Source organism: Xenophilus azovorans DSM 13620 (assembly GCF_000745855.1).
Taxonomy (GTDB): domain Bacteria; phylum Pseudomonadota; class Gammaproteobacteria; order Burkholderiales; family Burkholderiaceae_C; genus Xenophilus; species Xenophilus azovorans.
Genome location: NZ_JQKD01000039.1, coordinates 1 through 15,339, shown reverse-complemented (window position 1 = coordinate 15,339; position 15,339 = coordinate 1). Strand labels below are relative to the sequence as shown.

At 70.3% G+C, this 15,339-nt stretch carries 17 protein-coding genes; 9 read left to right on the top strand and 8 right to left on the bottom strand.

Going from position 1 to position 15,339, the window contains the following annotated elements; translation table 11 throughout:
- Window position 1: 1 nt before the first annotated feature.
- The 3 genes from Q392_RS19375 to Q392_RS19365 form a co-directional block, all read right to left on the bottom strand.
- Entirely contained in the window at window positions 2–1,957 is a 1,956-nt protein-coding gene (locus tag Q392_RS19375; RefSeq protein ID WP_038211234.1) for a TRAP transporter large permease, read from the bottom strand.
- The gene (locus Q392_RS19370; RefSeq protein ID WP_038211233.1) at window positions 1,954–2,577 is read right to left on the bottom strand and encodes a TRAP transporter small permease subunit; all 624 of its coding nucleotides are present in this window, start codon (window positions 2,575–2,577) and stop codon (window positions 1,954–1,956) included. The genes Q392_RS19375 and Q392_RS19370 overlap by 4 nt, the downstream gene beginning before the upstream one ends.
- 108 nt (window positions 2,578–2,685) lie before the next feature.
- Complete coding sequence (locus Q392_RS19365) at window positions 2,686–3,804, bottom strand: TRAP transporter substrate-binding protein (RefSeq protein WP_038211232.1); 1,119 nt, start codon at window positions 3,802–3,804, stop codon at window positions 2,686–2,688.
- A gap of 208 nt (window positions 3,805–4,012) precedes the next feature.
- On the opposite strand from Q392_RS19365, the gene Q392_RS19360 reads away from it, so the two are divergent.
- Together Q392_RS19360 and Q392_RS19355 are read left to right on the top strand one after the other, a co-directional pair.
- The gene (locus tag Q392_RS19360; RefSeq protein ID WP_038211231.1) at window positions 4,013–4,444 is read left to right on the top strand and encodes a rhodanese-like domain-containing protein; all 432 of its coding nucleotides are present in this window, start codon (window positions 4,013–4,015) and stop codon (window positions 4,442–4,444) included.
- Window positions 4,445–4,485: 41 nt separating this feature from the next.
- Entirely contained in the window at window positions 4,486–5,295 is an 810-nt protein-coding gene (locus Q392_RS19355; RefSeq protein ID WP_038211329.1) for a type III pantothenate kinase, read from the top strand.
- 13 nt (window positions 5,296–5,308) lie between these two features.
- On the opposite strand, the gene Q392_RS19350 is transcribed toward Q392_RS19355, so the two are convergent.
- The 3 genes from Q392_RS19350 to Q392_RS19340 form a co-directional block, all read right to left on the bottom strand.
- Window positions 5,309–6,079, bottom strand: coding sequence for an SDR family oxidoreductase (locus tag Q392_RS19350; protein ID WP_038211229.1), 771 nt, complete (start codon window positions 6,077–6,079; stop codon window positions 5,309–5,311).
- 66 nt (window positions 6,080–6,145) lie between these two features.
- The gene (locus Q392_RS19345; protein ID WP_038211228.1) at window positions 6,146–7,498 is read right to left on the bottom strand and encodes a leucine-rich repeat-containing protein kinase family protein; all 1,353 of its coding nucleotides are present in this window, start codon (window positions 7,496–7,498) and stop codon (window positions 6,146–6,148) included.
- A gap of 159 nt (window positions 7,499–7,657) precedes the next feature.
- Window positions 7,658–8,713, bottom strand: a complete 1,056-nt coding sequence (locus Q392_RS19340; protein WP_038211227.1) for an MBL fold metallo-hydrolase — start codon at window positions 8,711–8,713, stop codon at window positions 7,658–7,660.
- A gap of 107 nt (window positions 8,714–8,820) precedes the next feature.
- Between Q392_RS19340 and Q392_RS19335 the strand changes: the two genes are divergently transcribed.
- The 6 genes from Q392_RS19335 to Q392_RS19310 all read left to right on the top strand — a co-directional run bounded on the left by Q392_RS19335 (window position 8,821) and on the right by Q392_RS19310 (window position 14,125).
- Window positions 8,821–9,273 (top strand): MerR family transcriptional regulator, encoded by a 453-nt coding sequence (locus Q392_RS19335; protein WP_038211226.1) that lies wholly within the window; start codon window positions 8,821–8,823, stop codon window positions 9,271–9,273.
- A 66-nt stretch (window positions 9,274–9,339) separates the two neighbouring features.
- Window positions 9,340–10,050 (top strand): carbonate dehydratase, encoded by a 711-nt coding sequence (gene can / locus Q392_RS19330; protein WP_038211225.1) that lies wholly within the window; start codon window positions 9,340–9,342, stop codon window positions 10,048–10,050.
- Between the two features lie 48 nt (window positions 10,051–10,098).
- Window positions 10,099–11,283, top strand: coding sequence for an acetyl-CoA C-acyltransferase (locus Q392_RS19325; protein WP_038211223.1), 1,185 nt, complete (start codon window positions 10,099–10,101; stop codon window positions 11,281–11,283).
- Between the two features lie 37 nt (window positions 11,284–11,320).
- The gene (locus Q392_RS19320) at window positions 11,321–12,568 is read left to right on the top strand and encodes a glutamate carboxypeptidase (RefSeq protein WP_038211220.1); all 1,248 of its coding nucleotides are present in this window, start codon (window positions 11,321–11,323) and stop codon (window positions 12,566–12,568) included.
- Between the two features lie 25 nt (window positions 12,569–12,593).
- Complete coding sequence (locus tag Q392_RS19315) at window positions 12,594–13,724, top strand: acyl-CoA dehydrogenase family protein (protein WP_038211218.1); 1,131 nt, start codon at window positions 12,594–12,596, stop codon at window positions 13,722–13,724.
- Window positions 13,724–14,125 carry a YchJ family protein gene (locus Q392_RS19310; RefSeq protein ID WP_038211215.1) on the top strand — a complete coding sequence of 134 codons (402 nt, stop codon included), beginning with the start codon at window positions 13,724–13,726 and terminating at the stop codon, window positions 14,123–14,125. The genes Q392_RS19315 and Q392_RS19310 overlap by 1 nt, the downstream gene beginning before the upstream one ends.
- A gap of 25 nt (window positions 14,126–14,150) precedes the next feature.
- On the opposite strand, the gene Q392_RS19305 is transcribed toward Q392_RS19310, so the two are convergent.
- Complete coding sequence (locus Q392_RS19305; RefSeq protein ID WP_038211209.1) at window positions 14,151–14,414, bottom strand: acyl-CoA-binding protein; 264 nt, start codon at window positions 14,412–14,414, stop codon at window positions 14,151–14,153.
- 112 nt (window positions 14,415–14,526) lie between these two features.
- On the opposite strand from Q392_RS19305, the gene Q392_RS32895 reads away from it, so the two are divergent.
- Window positions 14,527–15,132, top strand: a complete 606-nt coding sequence (locus tag Q392_RS32895) for a hypothetical protein (protein WP_211260256.1) — start codon at window positions 14,527–14,529, stop codon at window positions 15,130–15,132.
- Here the strand turns inward: Q392_RS32895 and Q392_RS19300 are convergent.
- Window positions 15,047–15,339: transposase domain-containing protein (locus Q392_RS19300; protein ID WP_038211205.1), on the bottom strand; the 293-nt coding region annotated here is incomplete at its 5' end. The genes Q392_RS32895 and Q392_RS19300 overlap by 86 nt on opposite strands.

Genomic DNA, 15,339 nt, shown 5'->3' with positions numbered 1-15,339 from the left:
CCTACTTGTACAGCAGCTGCGGCAGCCACAGCCCGATCTGCGGCCACATGTAGAGCAGGAAGATCGCCAGCACCTGGATGCCCATGAAGGGCAGCATGCCCAGGAAGATCTGGTTCAGCGTCACGTGCGGCGGACTCACGCCCTTGAGGTAGAAGGCCGCCATCGCCACCGGCGGCGAGAGGAAGGCGGTCTGCAGGTTCAGCGCCACCAGCAGGCCGAAGAACAGCGGGTCCACCCCGAAGTGGTCCAGGAGCGGGATGAAGATCGGCATGAAGATCACGATGATCTCGGTCCACTCCAGCGGCCAGCCGAGCAGGAAGATCACCACCTGGCTGAGCAGCAGGAACTGCACCTTCGAGAGGTCCATCGAGAGCACCCACCTCTCGACCAGTTCCTGCCCGCCCAGCAGCGCGAAGGCGGCCGAGAAGATGGCCGAGCCGACGAACAGCCAGCACACCATCGCCGAGGTCTTGGCGGTGAGGAAGACCGACTCCTTGAGCATCGCGACATTCAGCCGCCGGTAGGCCGCCGCCAGCAGCATGCCGCCCAGCGCGCCCATGGCCGCCGCCTCGGTCGGCGTGGCCAGCCCCATCACGATGGAGCCGAGCACCGCCAGGATGAGCAGCATCAGCGGGAAGAAGGACGCCAGCAGCATCTTGAAGATCTCCAGCCGCGCGAAGCTGGCGAAGAGATAGAAGAGCGCGACCAGGCAGCCCAGCACGGCGAAGGTGACCCACCACCAGGCCGGCGCCGGCTTCGTCGTGGGCTGGTCGGCGGTGCCGGCGTCGGCCTGCGCGGCGGCGGCCGGTGCGCCCGGCGGCTCGGCGACGCCGCCCGATGCCGGCTCGGCGCCCGGCGGTTCGGCCAGTGCGCCGCCGCCGTCCTCGCCCTCGGTGGGCGGTTCCTGCAGGCCGCCTTCCGTCGGGGGCTCCTGCAGGCCGCCGGGCTCGGCCAGGCCGGTGTCGGCGCCGCCGCCGCTGCGCGCGGCGCCGATCTCCTGGATCTCGTAGTGCTCCTCGGGCGGCACCGTCGTCACCGCGCGGAAGGTGCCGAAGGCCAGCAGCAGGAACAGCAGCGCCGGCAGCGCCAGGATGAAGCTCTGGCGCGCGAGATAGCCGATCGGCACGTCGGCGTTGCGCCGGCCCTTGAGCAGCCGCAGCAGGGCGTTGGCCTGCGGGCTGTCGGCCAGCCGCTCGGTCAGCGGCGGCAGCGGCACGCGGCGCTCCTCGGCCGTCAGCGGCGGGGCCCACTGCGGCTTGAGCTTGGCGATGAGGATCACGTACAGCACGTACAGCGATGCCAGCATCACGCCGGGGAAGAAGGCGCCCGCGTAGAGCTGCACCACCGACACGCCCGCCGTCGCGCCGTAGACGATCAGCAGCACCGAAGGCGGCAGCAGGATGCCCAGGCAGCCGCCGGCCGTGATCGAGCCGGCCGCCAGCGGCACGCTGTAGCCCGCGCGCAGCATGGCCGGCAGCGCCAGCAGGCCCATCAGCGTGACCACCGCGCCGACGATGCCGGTGGCGGTGGCGAAGATGGTGCAGGTCACCAGCGTGGCCACCGCCAGCGCGCCGGGCAGCCGCGCCATCGCCAGGTGCAGGCTCCTGAACAGCGACTCGATCAGGTTGGCGCGCTCCACCAGGTAGCCCATGAAGACGAACAGCGGCACGGCGATCAGCACGTCGTTGGCCATCGTCTTGTAGGCGGCCTGCACCATCAGGTCCAGCGTGCGCGTGATGTCGCGGTCGTAGGCCAGCCAGGTGAACAGCATGCCCATGCCCATCAGCGTGAAGGCGGTGGGGAAGCCGAGCATGATCGCCACCACCACCAGCGAGAGCATCAGCAGGCCCAGGTGCCCGTGGGTGATGGTCTCGGCGCGCAGCAGCACCGTGGCGGCCAGCACCACGATCAGGGCCATGAAGGTGAGCCCGAACCAGAGTTCCTTGCGCACCTTCATGCTTGCCCCTTCTCCTGCGCCACCACCACCGCGTCCAGCGCGGCGATGTCCTCGTCCTTCACGTGGACCATCTCCTTGAGCTTGTCCACGTCCACTTCCTGCACGTCCTCCTCGCGCGAGGGCCAGGCGCCGCGCTGGATGCACTGCACGCAGCGGATGATCTCGACGATGCCCTGCAGCAGCAGCGTGACGCCGGCCAGCGGGATCACGAACTTGAACGGGTACAGCGGCAGCGGCTCGGCCGAGAAGGTCTGCTCGCGGATCGCCAGCGACTCGCCGGCGTAGATCCAGCCGGCCCAGGTCATGGCCACGATGCCGGGCAGGAAGAAGACGATGTACAGCACCAGGTCCACGGTGGCCTGGGTGCGCGGCCGGAAGAAGCCGTAGAGCACGTCGCCGCGCACGTGGCCGTTCTTGGCCAGGGTGTAGGCGCCGGCGCCCATGAACAGCGCGCCGTACAGCATGATCTGCGCGTCCAGCACCCAGGCATGGGGCCGGTTGAGCACGTAGCGGGAGAACACCTCCCAGCTGATCAGCAGCGTGAGCGCCAGCGCGCACCACGCGAAGGTCTTGCCGACCCAGGTCGAGAGCCGGTCGACCGCCAGGAGAAAGGATTGCATGGGAGGCGGGCCGCAGGCGCGGCCGGGAGGCAGGAAGGTGGGTGCGAAAAGCAGGGCGGCACCTCGCGGCACCGCCCTGCGCCGGTTCAGGGCCTGCGGCTCACCGCCTCAGCTCTTCTTCGCCTGCCGGCTGAAGTAGTGGTTGTAGGCCATCTTGAAGTCGACCGAGTAGTCGTTCTGCCATTGCCCGGCGCGCTGCGCGAAGGCGCGCTGCGAGTCCAGCACCTTCTTGAAGGTCGGGTTCTCCTCGGATTTCTTCGCGATGGTCTTGTCCCACGAGGCCAGCTGCGCGCGCAGGATCGGGTCGGGCGTCTTGTAGAACTTGATGCCGGACTTCTTCAGGTCCTCGTAGTCCTTGGAGTTGCGGTCGATCGCCTTCCAGCTCATGTCGGCGCTGGCGGCCTCGGCGGCGTACTCGATCACCGAGCGCAGCTCGGCCGGCAGGGCGCGCACCTTCGGGCCGTTGAACAGCACCTCGAACTGCTCGCCGCTCTGGTGGAAGCTCTGCAGCATGCAGTTCTTCGCCACGTCCGGGAAGCCCAGTACCTTGTCGCTGGAGGCGTTGTTGAACTCCGCCGCGTCGATCAGGCCGCGGTCCAGCGCCGGCACGATCTCGCCGCCGGGCAGCGGGTTCACCGCCGCGCCCATGTCGGTGAACACGTCCACCGCCAGGCCCACCGTGCGGAACTTCAGGCCCTTCATGTCCTCGGCGCGCGCCACCGGCTTCTTGAACCAGCCCAGCGGCTGCGTCGGCATGGGGCCGTACAGGTACGAGACGACGTCCAGGTTCAGGCTCTTGTAGACCTCTTCCAGCAGTTCCTTGCCGCCGCCGTACTTGTGCCAGGCCAGGATCATGTTGGCGTCCATGCCGAAGGCCGGGCCGGAGCCCCACAGCGCCAGCGCCGAGTTCTTGCCGTACCAGTACGCGATCACGCCGTGGCCGCCGTCGAGCGTGCCCTTGGCCACCGCGTCCAGCAGTTGGAAGGCGGGCACCACCGCGCCGGCGGGCAGCACCTCGATCTTCAGCCGGTTGCCGGCCATGTCGTTCACCTTCTTGGCGAAGTCCTGCGCGTACTCGTGGAAGATGTCCTTGGCCGGCCAGGTGCTCTGGAAGCGCAGGCTGGTGGTCTGGGCCGTGCTCACCATCGGCGCCGACATGGCGCCGGCGGCCACCGCCGCACCCTTGAGCAGCCCGCGGCGGCGGGTCGAGGTCTTGCTGTCCGTCATTGGTTCGTCTCCGTCTGTGCTGTCCGTCTGTTTATGACGCTGAACGAAATTTCATCCAGCGCGCAGACTTTTCACGGCGCGAGCCGTCGCAGCCAAGAGGGTTTTCACTGTCTGAGGACAATCGCCGGTGCCCGTGGCGGCGCTTCGCTGCTGGTTGCAGCGCAGCATCGCGCCAAAGACCGTACGGAACCGAAGGACGAATCACGCCATGAATGCCTCCTCTTCCTCTTCCTCCGACGTCCGCCCCGCCGAGGGCTATGCCGGCGACGTCACCCCCGAGACCGCCGCGGCGTGGCTGGCCGGCGGCCAGGCCGTGCTGGTGGACGTGCGCACCGACGCCGAGCGCGAATGGGTCGGCTACGTGCCGGGCGCCGTGCCGGTGGCCTGGAAGCAGTGGCCCGGCATGGCCATGAACCCGGACTTCGACGCCGCCCTGCGCGCCGCCGTGCCGCCGGGCGGGCGGGTGGTGCTGCTGTGCCGCAGCGGCGTGCGTTCCGTGGCTGCCGCGAAGCGCGCCACCGAGCTGGGCATCGAGGCCTACAACATCCTGGAAGGCTTCGAGGGCAACGCCGATGCCGACGGCCACCGCGGCAACCAGGGCGGCTGGCGCCGCCGCGGGCTGCCCTGGAAGCAGAACTGAGCGGCGCCGCGGCCGGCGCGGCCGCGTGAATAATGCGCCGCATGAGTGCCCCCGCCCACGCCCTGCTCGCCATCGACATCGGCAACACGCGCCTGAAGTGGACGCTGTACGACCGGGCGGCGCCGGGCGCGCGGCCGCTGGCCGGCGGCGCCGAGTTCCTGGACCATATCGAGCGCCTGGGCGAAGGCGAATGGGCCGGCCTGCCGGTGCGGCCCGCGGCCATGATCGGCTGTGTCGTCGCGGGCGACCACGTGCGCCGCCGCGCCGAGGAACAGATCGACGAGGCCTTCGACCTGCCGGCGAGCTGGGTCGTCTCCAGCACCGAGGAGGCGGGCCTGGTCAACGGCTACGACCATCCCACCCGCCTGGGCGCCGACCGCTGGGTGGCGATGATCGGTGCGCGGCACCGCATGCTGGCCGCGCAGCGCGTCGCCGGCGCGGGGCCGCGGCCGATGGTGGTGGTGATGGTGGGCACGGCCGTGACGGTGGAGGCCGTCGACGCCGAGGGCCGCTTCCTGGGCGGGCTGATCCTGCCCGGCCACGGCATCATGCTGCGCGCGCTCGAATCGGGCACCGCCGGCTTGCACGTGCCCACCGGCGAGGTGCGCGAGTTTCCCACCAACACCAGCGACGCGCTCACCAGCGGCGGCACCTACGCCATCGCCGGCGCGGTCGAGCGCATGGTGCAGCACCTGCGCCGCCGCTGCGGCGCCGAGCCGGTGTGCTACATGACCGGCGGCGCCGGCTGGAAGATGGCGCCTGCCATGGCCACGCCCTTCGAGCTGGTGGAGTCGCTGATCATGGACGGGCTGCTGGTCATCGCCGAGCAGCGCGCCGTCCGTCTCGCATGAAGCGCTGCTGTCGCTACCGCCCCCAGGCGGTGCCGCCGTCCACCACCAGCGTCGAGCCCACCACGTAGTCGCCGGCGCGCGAGGCCAGGTAGATGGCGGCGCCGGCCATGTCCTCCGGCGTGCCGATGCGGCCCAGCGGCACGCGCTCGGCCACCTCGTCGCCGTGGTCGCGCGCGTCCTTGTTCATGTCCGAGGCGAAGGGGCCGGGCGCGATGGCGCTGACCACTATGCGCTCGGGCGCCAGCCGCAGCGCCATGCGCTTGGTCAGGTGGATCAGGCCGGCCTTGCTGGCGGCGTAGGAGTACGTCTCCCACGGGTTGACGCTGATGCCGTCGATGGAGGCGACGTGGATCACCTTGGCCAGGTGGTCGGTGGCGGCCTTCTTCAGCATCGGCGTGAGCGCCTGCGTGAGGAAGAAGGGCGTCTTCATGTTCAGGTCGGCCACCTTGTCCCAGCCGCTCTCGGGGAACTCGTCATACGGCGCGCCCCAGGCGGCGCCGGCGTTGTTGACGAGGATGTCGAGCGAGTCCTCGTGCTTCGCATACGCTGCCACCAGGGCCTGGATGCCGTCCAGCGTGGAGACGTCCGCCGGCAGCGAGACGCAGTGGCCGAGGGCCGACAGTTCCTTGGCCGCGCGGTCGCAGGCCTCGGCCTTGCGCGCCGAGATGTACACGCGCGCGCCGGCGGCGAGGAAGCCCTCGGCGATCATGCGGCCGATGCCGCGCGAGCCGCCGGTGACGAGGGCCGTGCGGCCTTTGAGCGAGAAGAGGTTCTGGGTGTCCACGGGATGCGTCTCCTGGGTGCTGCGTTGGAAGGCTCGTGGCGCGCGGCGGCGCCGGCAGGCCGCAGCTTAAGTCGAAGCCGCGTTCCGCCGCGGTCGCGAAAGTGCCAGCGCGTCGGCCATGGCGCCGAACGCGGGGCGCTCCTCGGGCGCGGCGAGGCAGCGCGCCTGCAGCGCCGCCAATGGCTGCAGCAGCCCGGCATCCGCGCCGTCATCCGCATGCGCCAGCAGTTCGCCCAGCAGGTGGCCGAAGGCGAGCGCCTCCATGCGCTGCAACATGGGCCGCACCGGGCCTTCGGGCAGGCAGGCCGCCGCGCCGAAGTCGCCCAGCAGGGCCTGCGCACCGCCGTCGCCCGCGGGCCGCCAGAGGATGTTGTGCGCGTACAGGTCGCCGTGCACGAGGCCGCGCGCATGCAGGTGGGCGACGGCCGAGGCCACGTCGCGGGCGATGGCACGCGCCGCCGCGGCCGGCAGGCGCAGGCCGGCCGCGTACACGTCGCGCGTGCAGGTGGCGAAGTCGGGCGGCCCGGCGAGGTTGCGCCACTCGGCGCCGAGCCGGGGCATGACCAGGCCCTGCGCGCCGTCGGGATGCCCCTGCACGCGGCCCAGCACCGGCACGATGGCCGGGTGCGTGCCGGCCGCCAGGTGCGCAGTCATCTCGCTGGCGGGCCAGCCGTCGCTGGTCATCTCGCCGCGGAACAGCTTGACGGCCAGGTGCTGTGCGTCGCCCGCCCGGTGCGCGGCGTGGATGACGCCGGAGGCGCCTTCGCCCAGCCGCTCGCCGAGCTTCAGTGCGGTCCAGGGGACGTCGACGGCGGCCGTGCCGCCGGCAGCGGGCTCGCACAGCGGGTTGCCGGCGCAGGCCAGCCAGGCCAGCCGCGGCAGTGCGTCCAGCCAGGGCGGCAGCGTCTCGAAGCGGTTGGCCGCCAGGCGCAGCAGTTCGAGCGCGCCGCAGTCCGCCAGCGTGCCGGGCAGCGCCGCCAGCCGGTTGCCGGCCAGCATCAGCTTCTGCAGCCGCGTGCAGCCGCCCAGGGCGGCGGGCAGCGTCTCGATGGCGTTGTCGGTCAGGATCAGCCAGCGCAGCCGCGGCGGCAGGGCCTGCGCGGGCACCTCGCGCAGCCGGCAGCCCTTGAAGCCGACCATCTCCAGCGCCTCGCATCGGCCCAGCGCCGGCGGCAGCACGGTGAAGGGGTTGCCCGAGCAGAACAGCACGCGCAGGCGGCGCAGCCGGTGCAGGTCGTGCGGCAGGGCGTCGAGCGCGTTGCCGCAGAGGTCGAGCACCTCCAGCGTGTCGGCCAGCGTGAAGATCTCGTCGGGAAAGGTGCTCAGCCCGCCTGCCAGGCGCAGCCGCGTCGCGCCGCGCAGGCGGCCGGCGCGCAGGTCGCCCAGTGCGGTATCCGTTGCCGATGGCGCTGCGCGCACTCCGCCTTGCATGAAACCGTACCCGGCAGGCAACGATTCAGACGGCCGCGGAGCAGGCCATGCGGGAACACCCGCGGAACTGGCTCTGCCAGGCCGCAGGGTGTGCCCCCTTGAGGGGGGATTCGACCGGAACGAAGTCCGGGAGAAACGGGGGTGGGCTCATACCCCGAAGCGGTACACGCCGTCCTCGCCCAGGCGGCGCTGCAACTGGCCGCTGAACCACAGCAGGTGCAGGTGCGCGATGGTCTCGCCCATGGCGAAGGTCATCTGGTGCAGGTCCAGCGCCCGCTTGAAGAGGATCGGCAGCGCCTCGGCCGCGGTGTGCGGGCGCTGCGTGCAGGCGGCCAGCAGTTCGGCCAGGCGGTCGCGGTGGTGGTCCTGCAACTGCCGCACGCGGGTGTGGACGCCGTGGAAGGGCTTGCCGTGCGCCGGCAGGCCCAGCGCGTCCTCGGGCAGCTCCCGGTAGCGCTCCAGGCTGGTGAGGAACAGGCGCAGCGGGTTCGCCTCCGGCTCGCCGGCATGCACGCTCACGTTGGTGGAGATGCGCGGCAACATCATGTCGCCGCCGAGCAGGGCGTTCAGTTCCTCGCAATAGAGGGCGATGTGCTCCGGCGCGTGGCCGTAGCCCGCGATGCAGCGCCAGGCGCGCCCGCCGATGTCCAGCACGTCGCCGTCCATCATGCGCACGAAGCGGTCGGGCACCGAGGGGACCATGTTGGCGTAGTAGCTGGTGCGCGCGCGCAGGGTGGCCAGGGCCTCGGGGTCGGCAAGGCCGTGCGCGGCGAAGAACGCGGCCGCCGCCTCGCCGCCGGCCAGCGTGTCGCCGGCGGTGCTGAGCACGCGCGCCACGTGGTAGTCGGTGGAGCTGATCCACAAGGGCGCCTGCCAGCGTTCGCACAGCCAGTGCGCCAGGCCGATGTGGTCCGGGTGCATGTGGGTGACGATCACGCGCAGGATCGGCAGGCCCCGCAGCTGCGTCTCGAAGACCTGTTCCCACTGCTGCTGCGCCTCCGGCCGGCTGATGCAGCAGTCCACCACGCTCCAGCCCTCGCGCCCGTCGATGCGGTCGCGCAGCAGCCACAGGTTGATGTGGTCCAGCGCGAAGGGCAGCCGCATGCGGATCCAGCGCACGCCGGGCGCGACCTCGATCGTCTCGCCGGGGGCGGGAAGCTGGTCGCCCAGCGGATAGTGGAGTTCGCGTTCGAGCAGATTCATCTTATGATGCCGGGGTTGACGTTTACGTCAACGTCATGGGTGGCGCTTCATTGTAGGCAGCCGCCCGGCAACGTGCTGTCGCCTGCGCAAAGTCCCGCCACCGTCCCATGCCCTCGACCACCTACACCATCGGCGAACTCGCCCGGGAGTTCGAGCTCACGACGCGGGCGATCCGCTTCTACGAGGACATGGGCCTGCTCGCGCCGGCCCGCAGCGGCGTGCAGCGCGTCTACACCGCGCGCGACCGCACCCGGCTGGCGCTGACGCTGCGCGCCAAGCGCCTCGGGCTGACGCTGAGCGAGGCCAAGGCGATCCTCGACATGTACGACAGCCCGCGCGACACCGCGGCGCAGCTGGAGGAATTCCTGCGCGTGCTGGGCAGCCACCGGCAGCGGCTGGAGGCCCAGCTCGCGGACCTGCAGGCCAACCTGGACGAAGTCCGGGCCCAGGAGGCGCAGGCCCGCGCCGTGCTGGCCCGCGCGCGCCGCTCCACCGCCGCTCCCACGCCGCCGCCGCGGCGACGCAGTCCGCCGCCGAGCCGGGCCGCCGCCGCGCGCTGACTTGCGCATCCGCGAACGCCGCCGGCATCCTCCGACATCCCCACCGCATCACCCACTCTCCCCACCATGCCCTCCATCGACGATCTCTTTGTCCACAACCGCGCCTGGTCCGAACGCATGGAGCGCGAGCGCCCCGGCTTCTTCACCAGCCTGGTCAAGCAGCAGACGCCCAAGTTCATGTGGATCGGCTGCTCCGACAGCCGCGTGCCGGCCAACCAGATCACCGGGCTGGACCCGGGCGAGGTGTTCGTGCACCGCAACGTGGCCAACATCGTGGTGCACTCCGACCTCAACGCGCTGTCGGCCATCCAGTTCGCGGTGGACATGCTCAAGGTGCGGCACATCATGGTGGTCGGCCACTACGGCTGCGGCGGCGTGAAGGCGGCACTCGAGGGCACGCGCGTGGGCCTGGCCGACAACTGGATCCGCCACATCCAGGACGTGCGCGACCGCCATCACGTCATGCTCGAATCGATGCCGGAGGAGGTCCGCGCCGACGCGCTGTGCGAGCTGAACGTGGCCGAGCAGGTGGTCAACGTGGCCGTCAGCACCGTGATGGTCGATGCATGGAGCCGCGGCCAGGAGGTCACCATCCACGGCTGGGCCTTCGGCGTGCACGACGGCCTGCTGCAGGACCTGGAGATCAGCGTCGACGGCAGCCAGCCGCTCGAATCCATCTACAAGGCGGCGGTGCAGCGCATCCGCTTCAAGTGGAGCAAGCCCGCCGGTGGCGACCCGGTGGCGATCGAGCCGCGGCGCCAGCGCGAGGCGCCCTGAGCCGCGGGCCGTCCCTCGTTTTCATCGTTACAGCAAGAGGAGTCCATCATGAGCGAATCCATCGTCATCCTCGGTGCCGCGCGCACCCCCATGGGCAGCTTCCAGGGCGACTTCGCCTCGCTGGCGGCGCACGACCTCGGCGGCACGGCCATCCGCGCGGCCGTGGAGCGCGCCGGCGTCCGGCCCGAGGCGGTGGGCGAGGTGCTGTTCGGCAACTGCCTGATGGCCGGCCAGGGCCAGGCGCCCGCGCGCCAGGCCGCGTACAAGGGCGGCCTGCCCGACAGCGCCGGCGCCGTCACCCTGAGCAAGATGTGCGGCTCGGCGATGAAGGCCGCGATGCTGGCGCACGACCTGCTGCTGGCCGGCACGCACGAAGTGATGGTGGCCGGCGGCATGGAGAGCATGACCAACGCACCCTACCTGCTGCTCAAGGGCCGCGGCGGCTACCGCATGGGCCACGACCGCATCTTCGACCACATGATGCTCGACGGCCTGGAGGACGCCTACCAGCCCGGCCGCAGCATGGGCACCTTCGGCGAGGACTGCGCCGCCAAGTACGGCTTCACCCGCGAGGAGCAGGACGCCTTCGCCATCGCCAGCGTGCAGCGCGCGCAGCATGCGACGAGCGACGGCCTGTTCAAGGCCGAGATCGCGCCGGTCACGGTCAAGGGCCGCGCCGGCGAGACGGTGATCGCCATCGACGAAGGGCCGGGCAAGGTCAAGCTGGACAAGATCCCCACGCTCAGGCCCGCGTTCAAGAAGGAGGGCGGCACGATCACCGCCGCCTCCAGCTCGTCGATCAACGACGGCGCCGCCGCGCTCGTGATGGCGACCGAATCGCATGCGAAGAAGATCGGCGCCAGGCCCATCGCCCGCCTGGTCGCCCATGCCACGCACGCGCAGCAGCCCGAGTGGTTCTCCACCGCGCCGGTGGGCGCCGTGCACAAGCTCTTCGCCAGGTCCGGCTGGAGCGTCAAGGACGTGGACCTGTGGGAGGTGAACGAGGCCTTCGCCGTGGTGCCGATGGCGCTGATGAAGGAGCTGGGCGTGTCCCACGACGTGGTCAACGTGCACGGCGGCGCCTGCGCGCTCGGCCATCCCATCGGCGCCAGCGGCGCGCGCATCATGGTCACGCTGATCCATGCGCTGCAGGCCCGCGGCAAGAAGCGCGGCGTCGCCACGCTGTGCATCGGCGGCGGCGAAGGCACCGCCGTCGCCATCGAACTGATCTGATTTCCTTTCCACGATGCCGCTCAAAGGGAGAAGCGCCATGTCCTCACCACGCATTCAACGTCATTTGCTCGCCGGCCTGCTGGCGATCGCCCTCGCGCCCGCGGCTTTCGCCCAGCAGCGCGACGAGGCGCTGTTCAAGGCTGCCACCGACGAGCAGCCGGCCGTCGTCAAGACGCTGGAGCAACTGGTCAACATCGAGACCGGCACCGGCGACGCCGAGGGCATGGCCGCGGCCGCCCAGTACCTGGAAGACCGGCTCAAGGCCCTGGGCTATGCCGTCACCCGCCACAAGGCCGCCGGCATGGTGGTGGGCGACAACGTCGTCGGTACCCTCCAGGGCAAGGGCGGCAAGAACGTGCTGCTCATCTCGCACATGGACACCGTCTACCTCAAGGGCATCCTGGCCAAGGCGCCCTTCCGCGTGGAAGGCGACAAGGCCTACGGCCCCGGCATCGCCGACGACAAGGGCGGCAACGCGGTGGTGCTGCACACGCTGGCGCTGCTCAAGGCGCGCGGCTTCCAGGACTTCGGCACGCTCACCGTGCTGTTCAACACCGACGAGGAAAAAGGCTCCTTCGGCTCGCGCGACCTGATCCAGGCCGAGGCTGCCAAGGCCGACTACGTGCTCTCCTACGAGCCCACCTCGGCCGGCAAGGAAGGTTTCTCGCTCGGCACCTCGGGCATCGCCTACGTGCAGGCCAACATCAAGGGCAAGGCCTCGCACGCCGGCGCCGCGCCCGAGCTGGGCGTCAACGCGCTGGTGGAGGCCGCCGACCTGGTGCAGCGCACCATGGACATCGACGACAAGGCCAAGGGCCTGCGCTTCAACTGGACCATCGCCAAGGCCGGCGCGGTGAGCAACATCATCCCCGACAGCGCCACGCTCAACGCCGACGTGCGCTATGCGAAGAACGAGGACTTCGAGGCCGCGATGAAGGTGCTGGAAGAGCGCGCGCAGAAGAAGAAGCTGCCCGACGCCGAGGTGAAGATCCTCGTCACCCGCGGCCGCCCGGCCTTCAACGCCGGCGAGGCGGGCAAGGTGCTGGTCGACAAGGCCGTGGCCTTCTACAAGGAGGCCGGCGGCGAGGTCGGCGTGGTCGAGCGCACCGGCGGCGGCACCGACGCGGCCTATGCGGCGCTGGCGGGCAAGCCGGTGATCGAGAGCCTGGGCCTGCCCGGCTTCGGCTACCACAGCGACAAGGCCGAGTACGTGGACATCAGTGCCATCCCGCGCCGCCTGTACATGTCGGTGCGGCTGGTGATGGACCTGGCGCAGGGCAGGTGAGGCCGACCCGGCCGGAGACCCCGCCATGCTGCTGACCACCGACCAGGAAGCCATCCGCGACGCGGTGCGCCAGTTCGCGCAAGCCGAGCTGTGGCCGCACGCGGCGCAGTGGGACCGCGAACACACCTTCCCGAAGCAGGCCCACCAGGGCCTGGCGGCGCTGGGCGCCTACGGCATCTGCGTGCCCGAGGAGCACGGTGGCGCCGGGCTGGACTACCTTACGCTCGCGCTGGTGCTGGAGGAGATCGCCGCCGGCGACGGCGGCACCAGCACCGCCATCAGCGTCACCAACTGTCCCGTCAACGCCATCCTCATGCGCTACGGCAGCGCGCAGCAGAAGCGCCAGTGGCTGGAGCCGCTGGCGCAGGGCCGGATGCTCGGCGCCTTCTGCCTGACCGAGCCGCAGGCGGGCAGCGATGCGTCGAGCCTGCGCACCACGGCCCGGCGCGACGGCGACGGCTACGTGATCGACGGCACCAAGCAGTTCATCACCAGCGGAAAGAACGGCCAGGTCGCCATCGTCATCGCCATGACCGACAAGGCCGCCGGCAAGAAGGGCATGAGCGCCTTCCTCGTGCCCACCGACACACCCGGCTACACCGTGGCGCGGCTGGAGGACAAGCTGGGCCAGCATTCCAGCGACACGGCGCTGATCCAGTTCGACGGCTGCCGCATCTCCGCTGAAAACCTGATCGGTGCCGAGGGCGAGGGCTACAGGATCGCGCTGGGCGCGCTGGAGGGCGGGCGCATCGGCATCGCGGCGCAGAGCGTGGGCATGGCACGCAGCGCCTTCGAGTTCGCGGTGAACTACGCCAAGGAGCGCAGCGCCTTCGGCGGCCCCATCTTCGACCAGCAGGCCGTGGGTTTCCGGCTGGCCGAGTGCGCCACGCAGATCGAGGCGGCGCGCCAGCTCATCTGGCATGCCGCCGCACTGCGCGATGCCGGCCGGCCGTGCCTCAAGGAGGCGGCCATGGCCAAGCTCTTCGCCAGCGAGATGGCCGAGCGCGTGTGCAGCGCGGCCATCCAGACGCTGGGCGGCTACGGCTACGTGAGCGACTTCCCGCTGGAGCGCATCTACCGCGACGTGCGCGTGTGCCAGATCTACGAGGGCACGTCGGACATCCAGAAGCTGCTGATCACCCGGGCGCTGGCCTGATGGAAGGTGACTGCCCCTGCGGCCGCACCGGCGCGCGCGGCCGCGTCCGGCCGTACGCCGAGTGCTGCGGCCGCTTCGTCGAGGACTTCGAAGACACGCCGGCGCCCGATGCCGAGGCGCTCATGCGTTCGCGCTACACCGCCTTCGTGCTGCAGCGGGCCGACTACCTGCTCGCGACCTGGCACCCATCCACCCGCCCGGCGGCGCTCGACTTCGAGCCGGGCCTGCGCTGGCTCGGCCTGCAGGTGAGGGCTCACCTGCCGGATGGCGCGTCGCATGCGCAGGTCGAGTTCGTCGCACGCATGCGCCATGCTTCCGGACGCGCGTCTCGCCTGGCCGAGCGCAGCCGCTTCGTGCGCGAGGGCGGGCGCTGGTACTACGTGGACGGCGATCTCGGTTGAACGAGCGGGCGCCGCGGCGCCGGGCTCACGCGCTGCGCAGCGACTCGATCAGGTCGACGTACTTCTGCTTGGCGTCTTCCGCCGACGTGCCCTTGAGTGCCGTCCACGCATCCCACTTGGCGCGAGCCACGATGTCGCTGAAGCTGGGCTTCTTGCCGGTGTTGTCGCCCTCGGTCGCCTGCTTGTACAGCGCATAGATCTTCAGCAGCGTCGGGTTGTCGGGGCGCGCGGGCAGCAGCTTGGCGTTGGCCTGGGCGGCTTCGAAGAGGGTGTCGATTTCGGAGGTCATGGGCACCGGAAGAGTAAAGCAGAGGTTGTCATCCAACTGTCATCGATAATGTATAGGCGCCTGGGCCATGCATCGGGCGCATGACGCACGTCATGGTTCGATGAAATACACGATGATTTCCTTGCTGCTGTTCGCGGTGAGCGTCGGCCTGCTGTGGAGACACCCTGGACGTCGCACCGCCCTTTGGCTCGCTGTCGCCAGCTTTCTCTATGCGGTGCTGTGCATCACCCGTGCGGCGATGACGCATTTCACCGCGCAGGGTCTCACGGAAGCGGTTGTCTTCACGCTGCTGCACGATGTCGGCAACGCTGGCGTCGGCGGCTACTGGAAGCTGATCGTGGCGTGCACGCTGGGCCTCCTGTTGGTGGGGGCGCTCAGCTACGGGGTCTATCGGCTGGTGAGGCGGCATCCCCCGCGCCGCAGTGCCTGGTGGCGCCTGGCGTGGGTGCCGATGGTCGGCGCCGTGGTGCTGAACCCGCTCACCCAGGATGCCTATGGCCTGGCTCGCTTCTATGCGGGCACGGGCGCTTCGACGGAGTTCGACAAGTACTACCTTCCGTATACGAAGGCAGGCGAAGCGTATGCGTCCGGCGAAGTCACCTTGACCGCCAGTGCGTCGCCGGTGACAGCCCTCAAGCGGAAGGCGACCAGCGGTGCGGCAGCAGTTCGTCGATGCGGCTGGCCGGGTGGGCCGGCAGTCGTTCCAGCACGTCCTTGAGGTACGCATAGGGCTCGTGCCCGTTGATGCGCGCCGAGTGCAGCAGGCTCATGATCGCTGCTGCGCGCTTGCCCGCGCGCAGGCTGCCGGCGAACAACCAGTTCGACCTTCCGAGGGCGATGGGCCTGATGTGGTTCTCCACCCAGTTGTTCGAGATCGGCACGTCGCCGTCGTCGACGAAGTGCGTGAGCTCGCCCCAGCGCTTCA

Coding starts and splice junctions, on each gene's coding strand:
- Q392_RS19375 (WP_038211234.1), bottom strand. CDS start 1,957: ATGAAGGTGCGCAAGGAACTCTGGTTCGGGCTCACCTTCATGGCCCTG.
- Q392_RS19370 (WP_038211233.1), bottom strand. CDS start 2,577: ATGCAATCCTTTCTCCTGGCGGTCGACCGGCTCTCGACCTGGGTCGGC.
- Q392_RS19365 (WP_038211232.1), bottom strand. CDS start 3,804: ATGACGGACAGCAAGACCTCGACCCGCCGCCGCGGGCTGCTCAAGGGT.
- Q392_RS19360 (WP_038211231.1), top strand. CDS start 4,013: ATGAATGCCTCCTCTTCCTCTTCCTCCGACGTCCGCCCCGCCGAGGGC.
- Q392_RS19355 (WP_038211329.1), top strand. CDS start 4,486: ATGAGTGCCCCCGCCCACGCCCTGCTCGCCATCGACATCGGCAACACG.
- Q392_RS19340 (WP_038211227.1), bottom strand. CDS start 8,713: ATGAATCTGCTCGAACGCGAACTCCACTATCCGCTGGGCGACCAGCTT.
- Q392_RS19335 (WP_038211226.1), top strand. CDS start 8,821: ATGCCCTCGACCACCTACACCATCGGCGAACTCGCCCGGGAGTTCGAG.
- can (WP_038211225.1), top strand. CDS start 9,340: ATGCCCTCCATCGACGATCTCTTTGTCCACAACCGCGCCTGGTCCGAA.
- Q392_RS19325 (WP_038211223.1), top strand. CDS start 10,099: ATGAGCGAATCCATCGTCATCCTCGGTGCCGCGCGCACCCCCATGGGC.
- Q392_RS19320 (WP_038211220.1), top strand. CDS start 11,321: ATGTCCTCACCACGCATTCAACGTCATTTGCTCGCCGGCCTGCTGGCG.
- Q392_RS19315 (WP_038211218.1), top strand. CDS start 12,594: ATGCTGCTGACCACCGACCAGGAAGCCATCCGCGACGCGGTGCGCCAG.
- Q392_RS19310 (WP_038211215.1), top strand. CDS start 13,724: ATGGAAGGTGACTGCCCCTGCGGCCGCACCGGCGCGCGCGGCCGCGTC.
- Q392_RS19305 (WP_038211209.1), bottom strand. CDS start 14,414: ATGACCTCCGAAATCGACACCCTCTTCGAAGCCGCCCAGGCCAACGCC.
- Q392_RS32895 (WP_211260256.1), top strand. CDS start 14,527: ATGATTTCCTTGCTGCTGTTCGCGGTGAGCGTCGGCCTGCTGTGGAGA.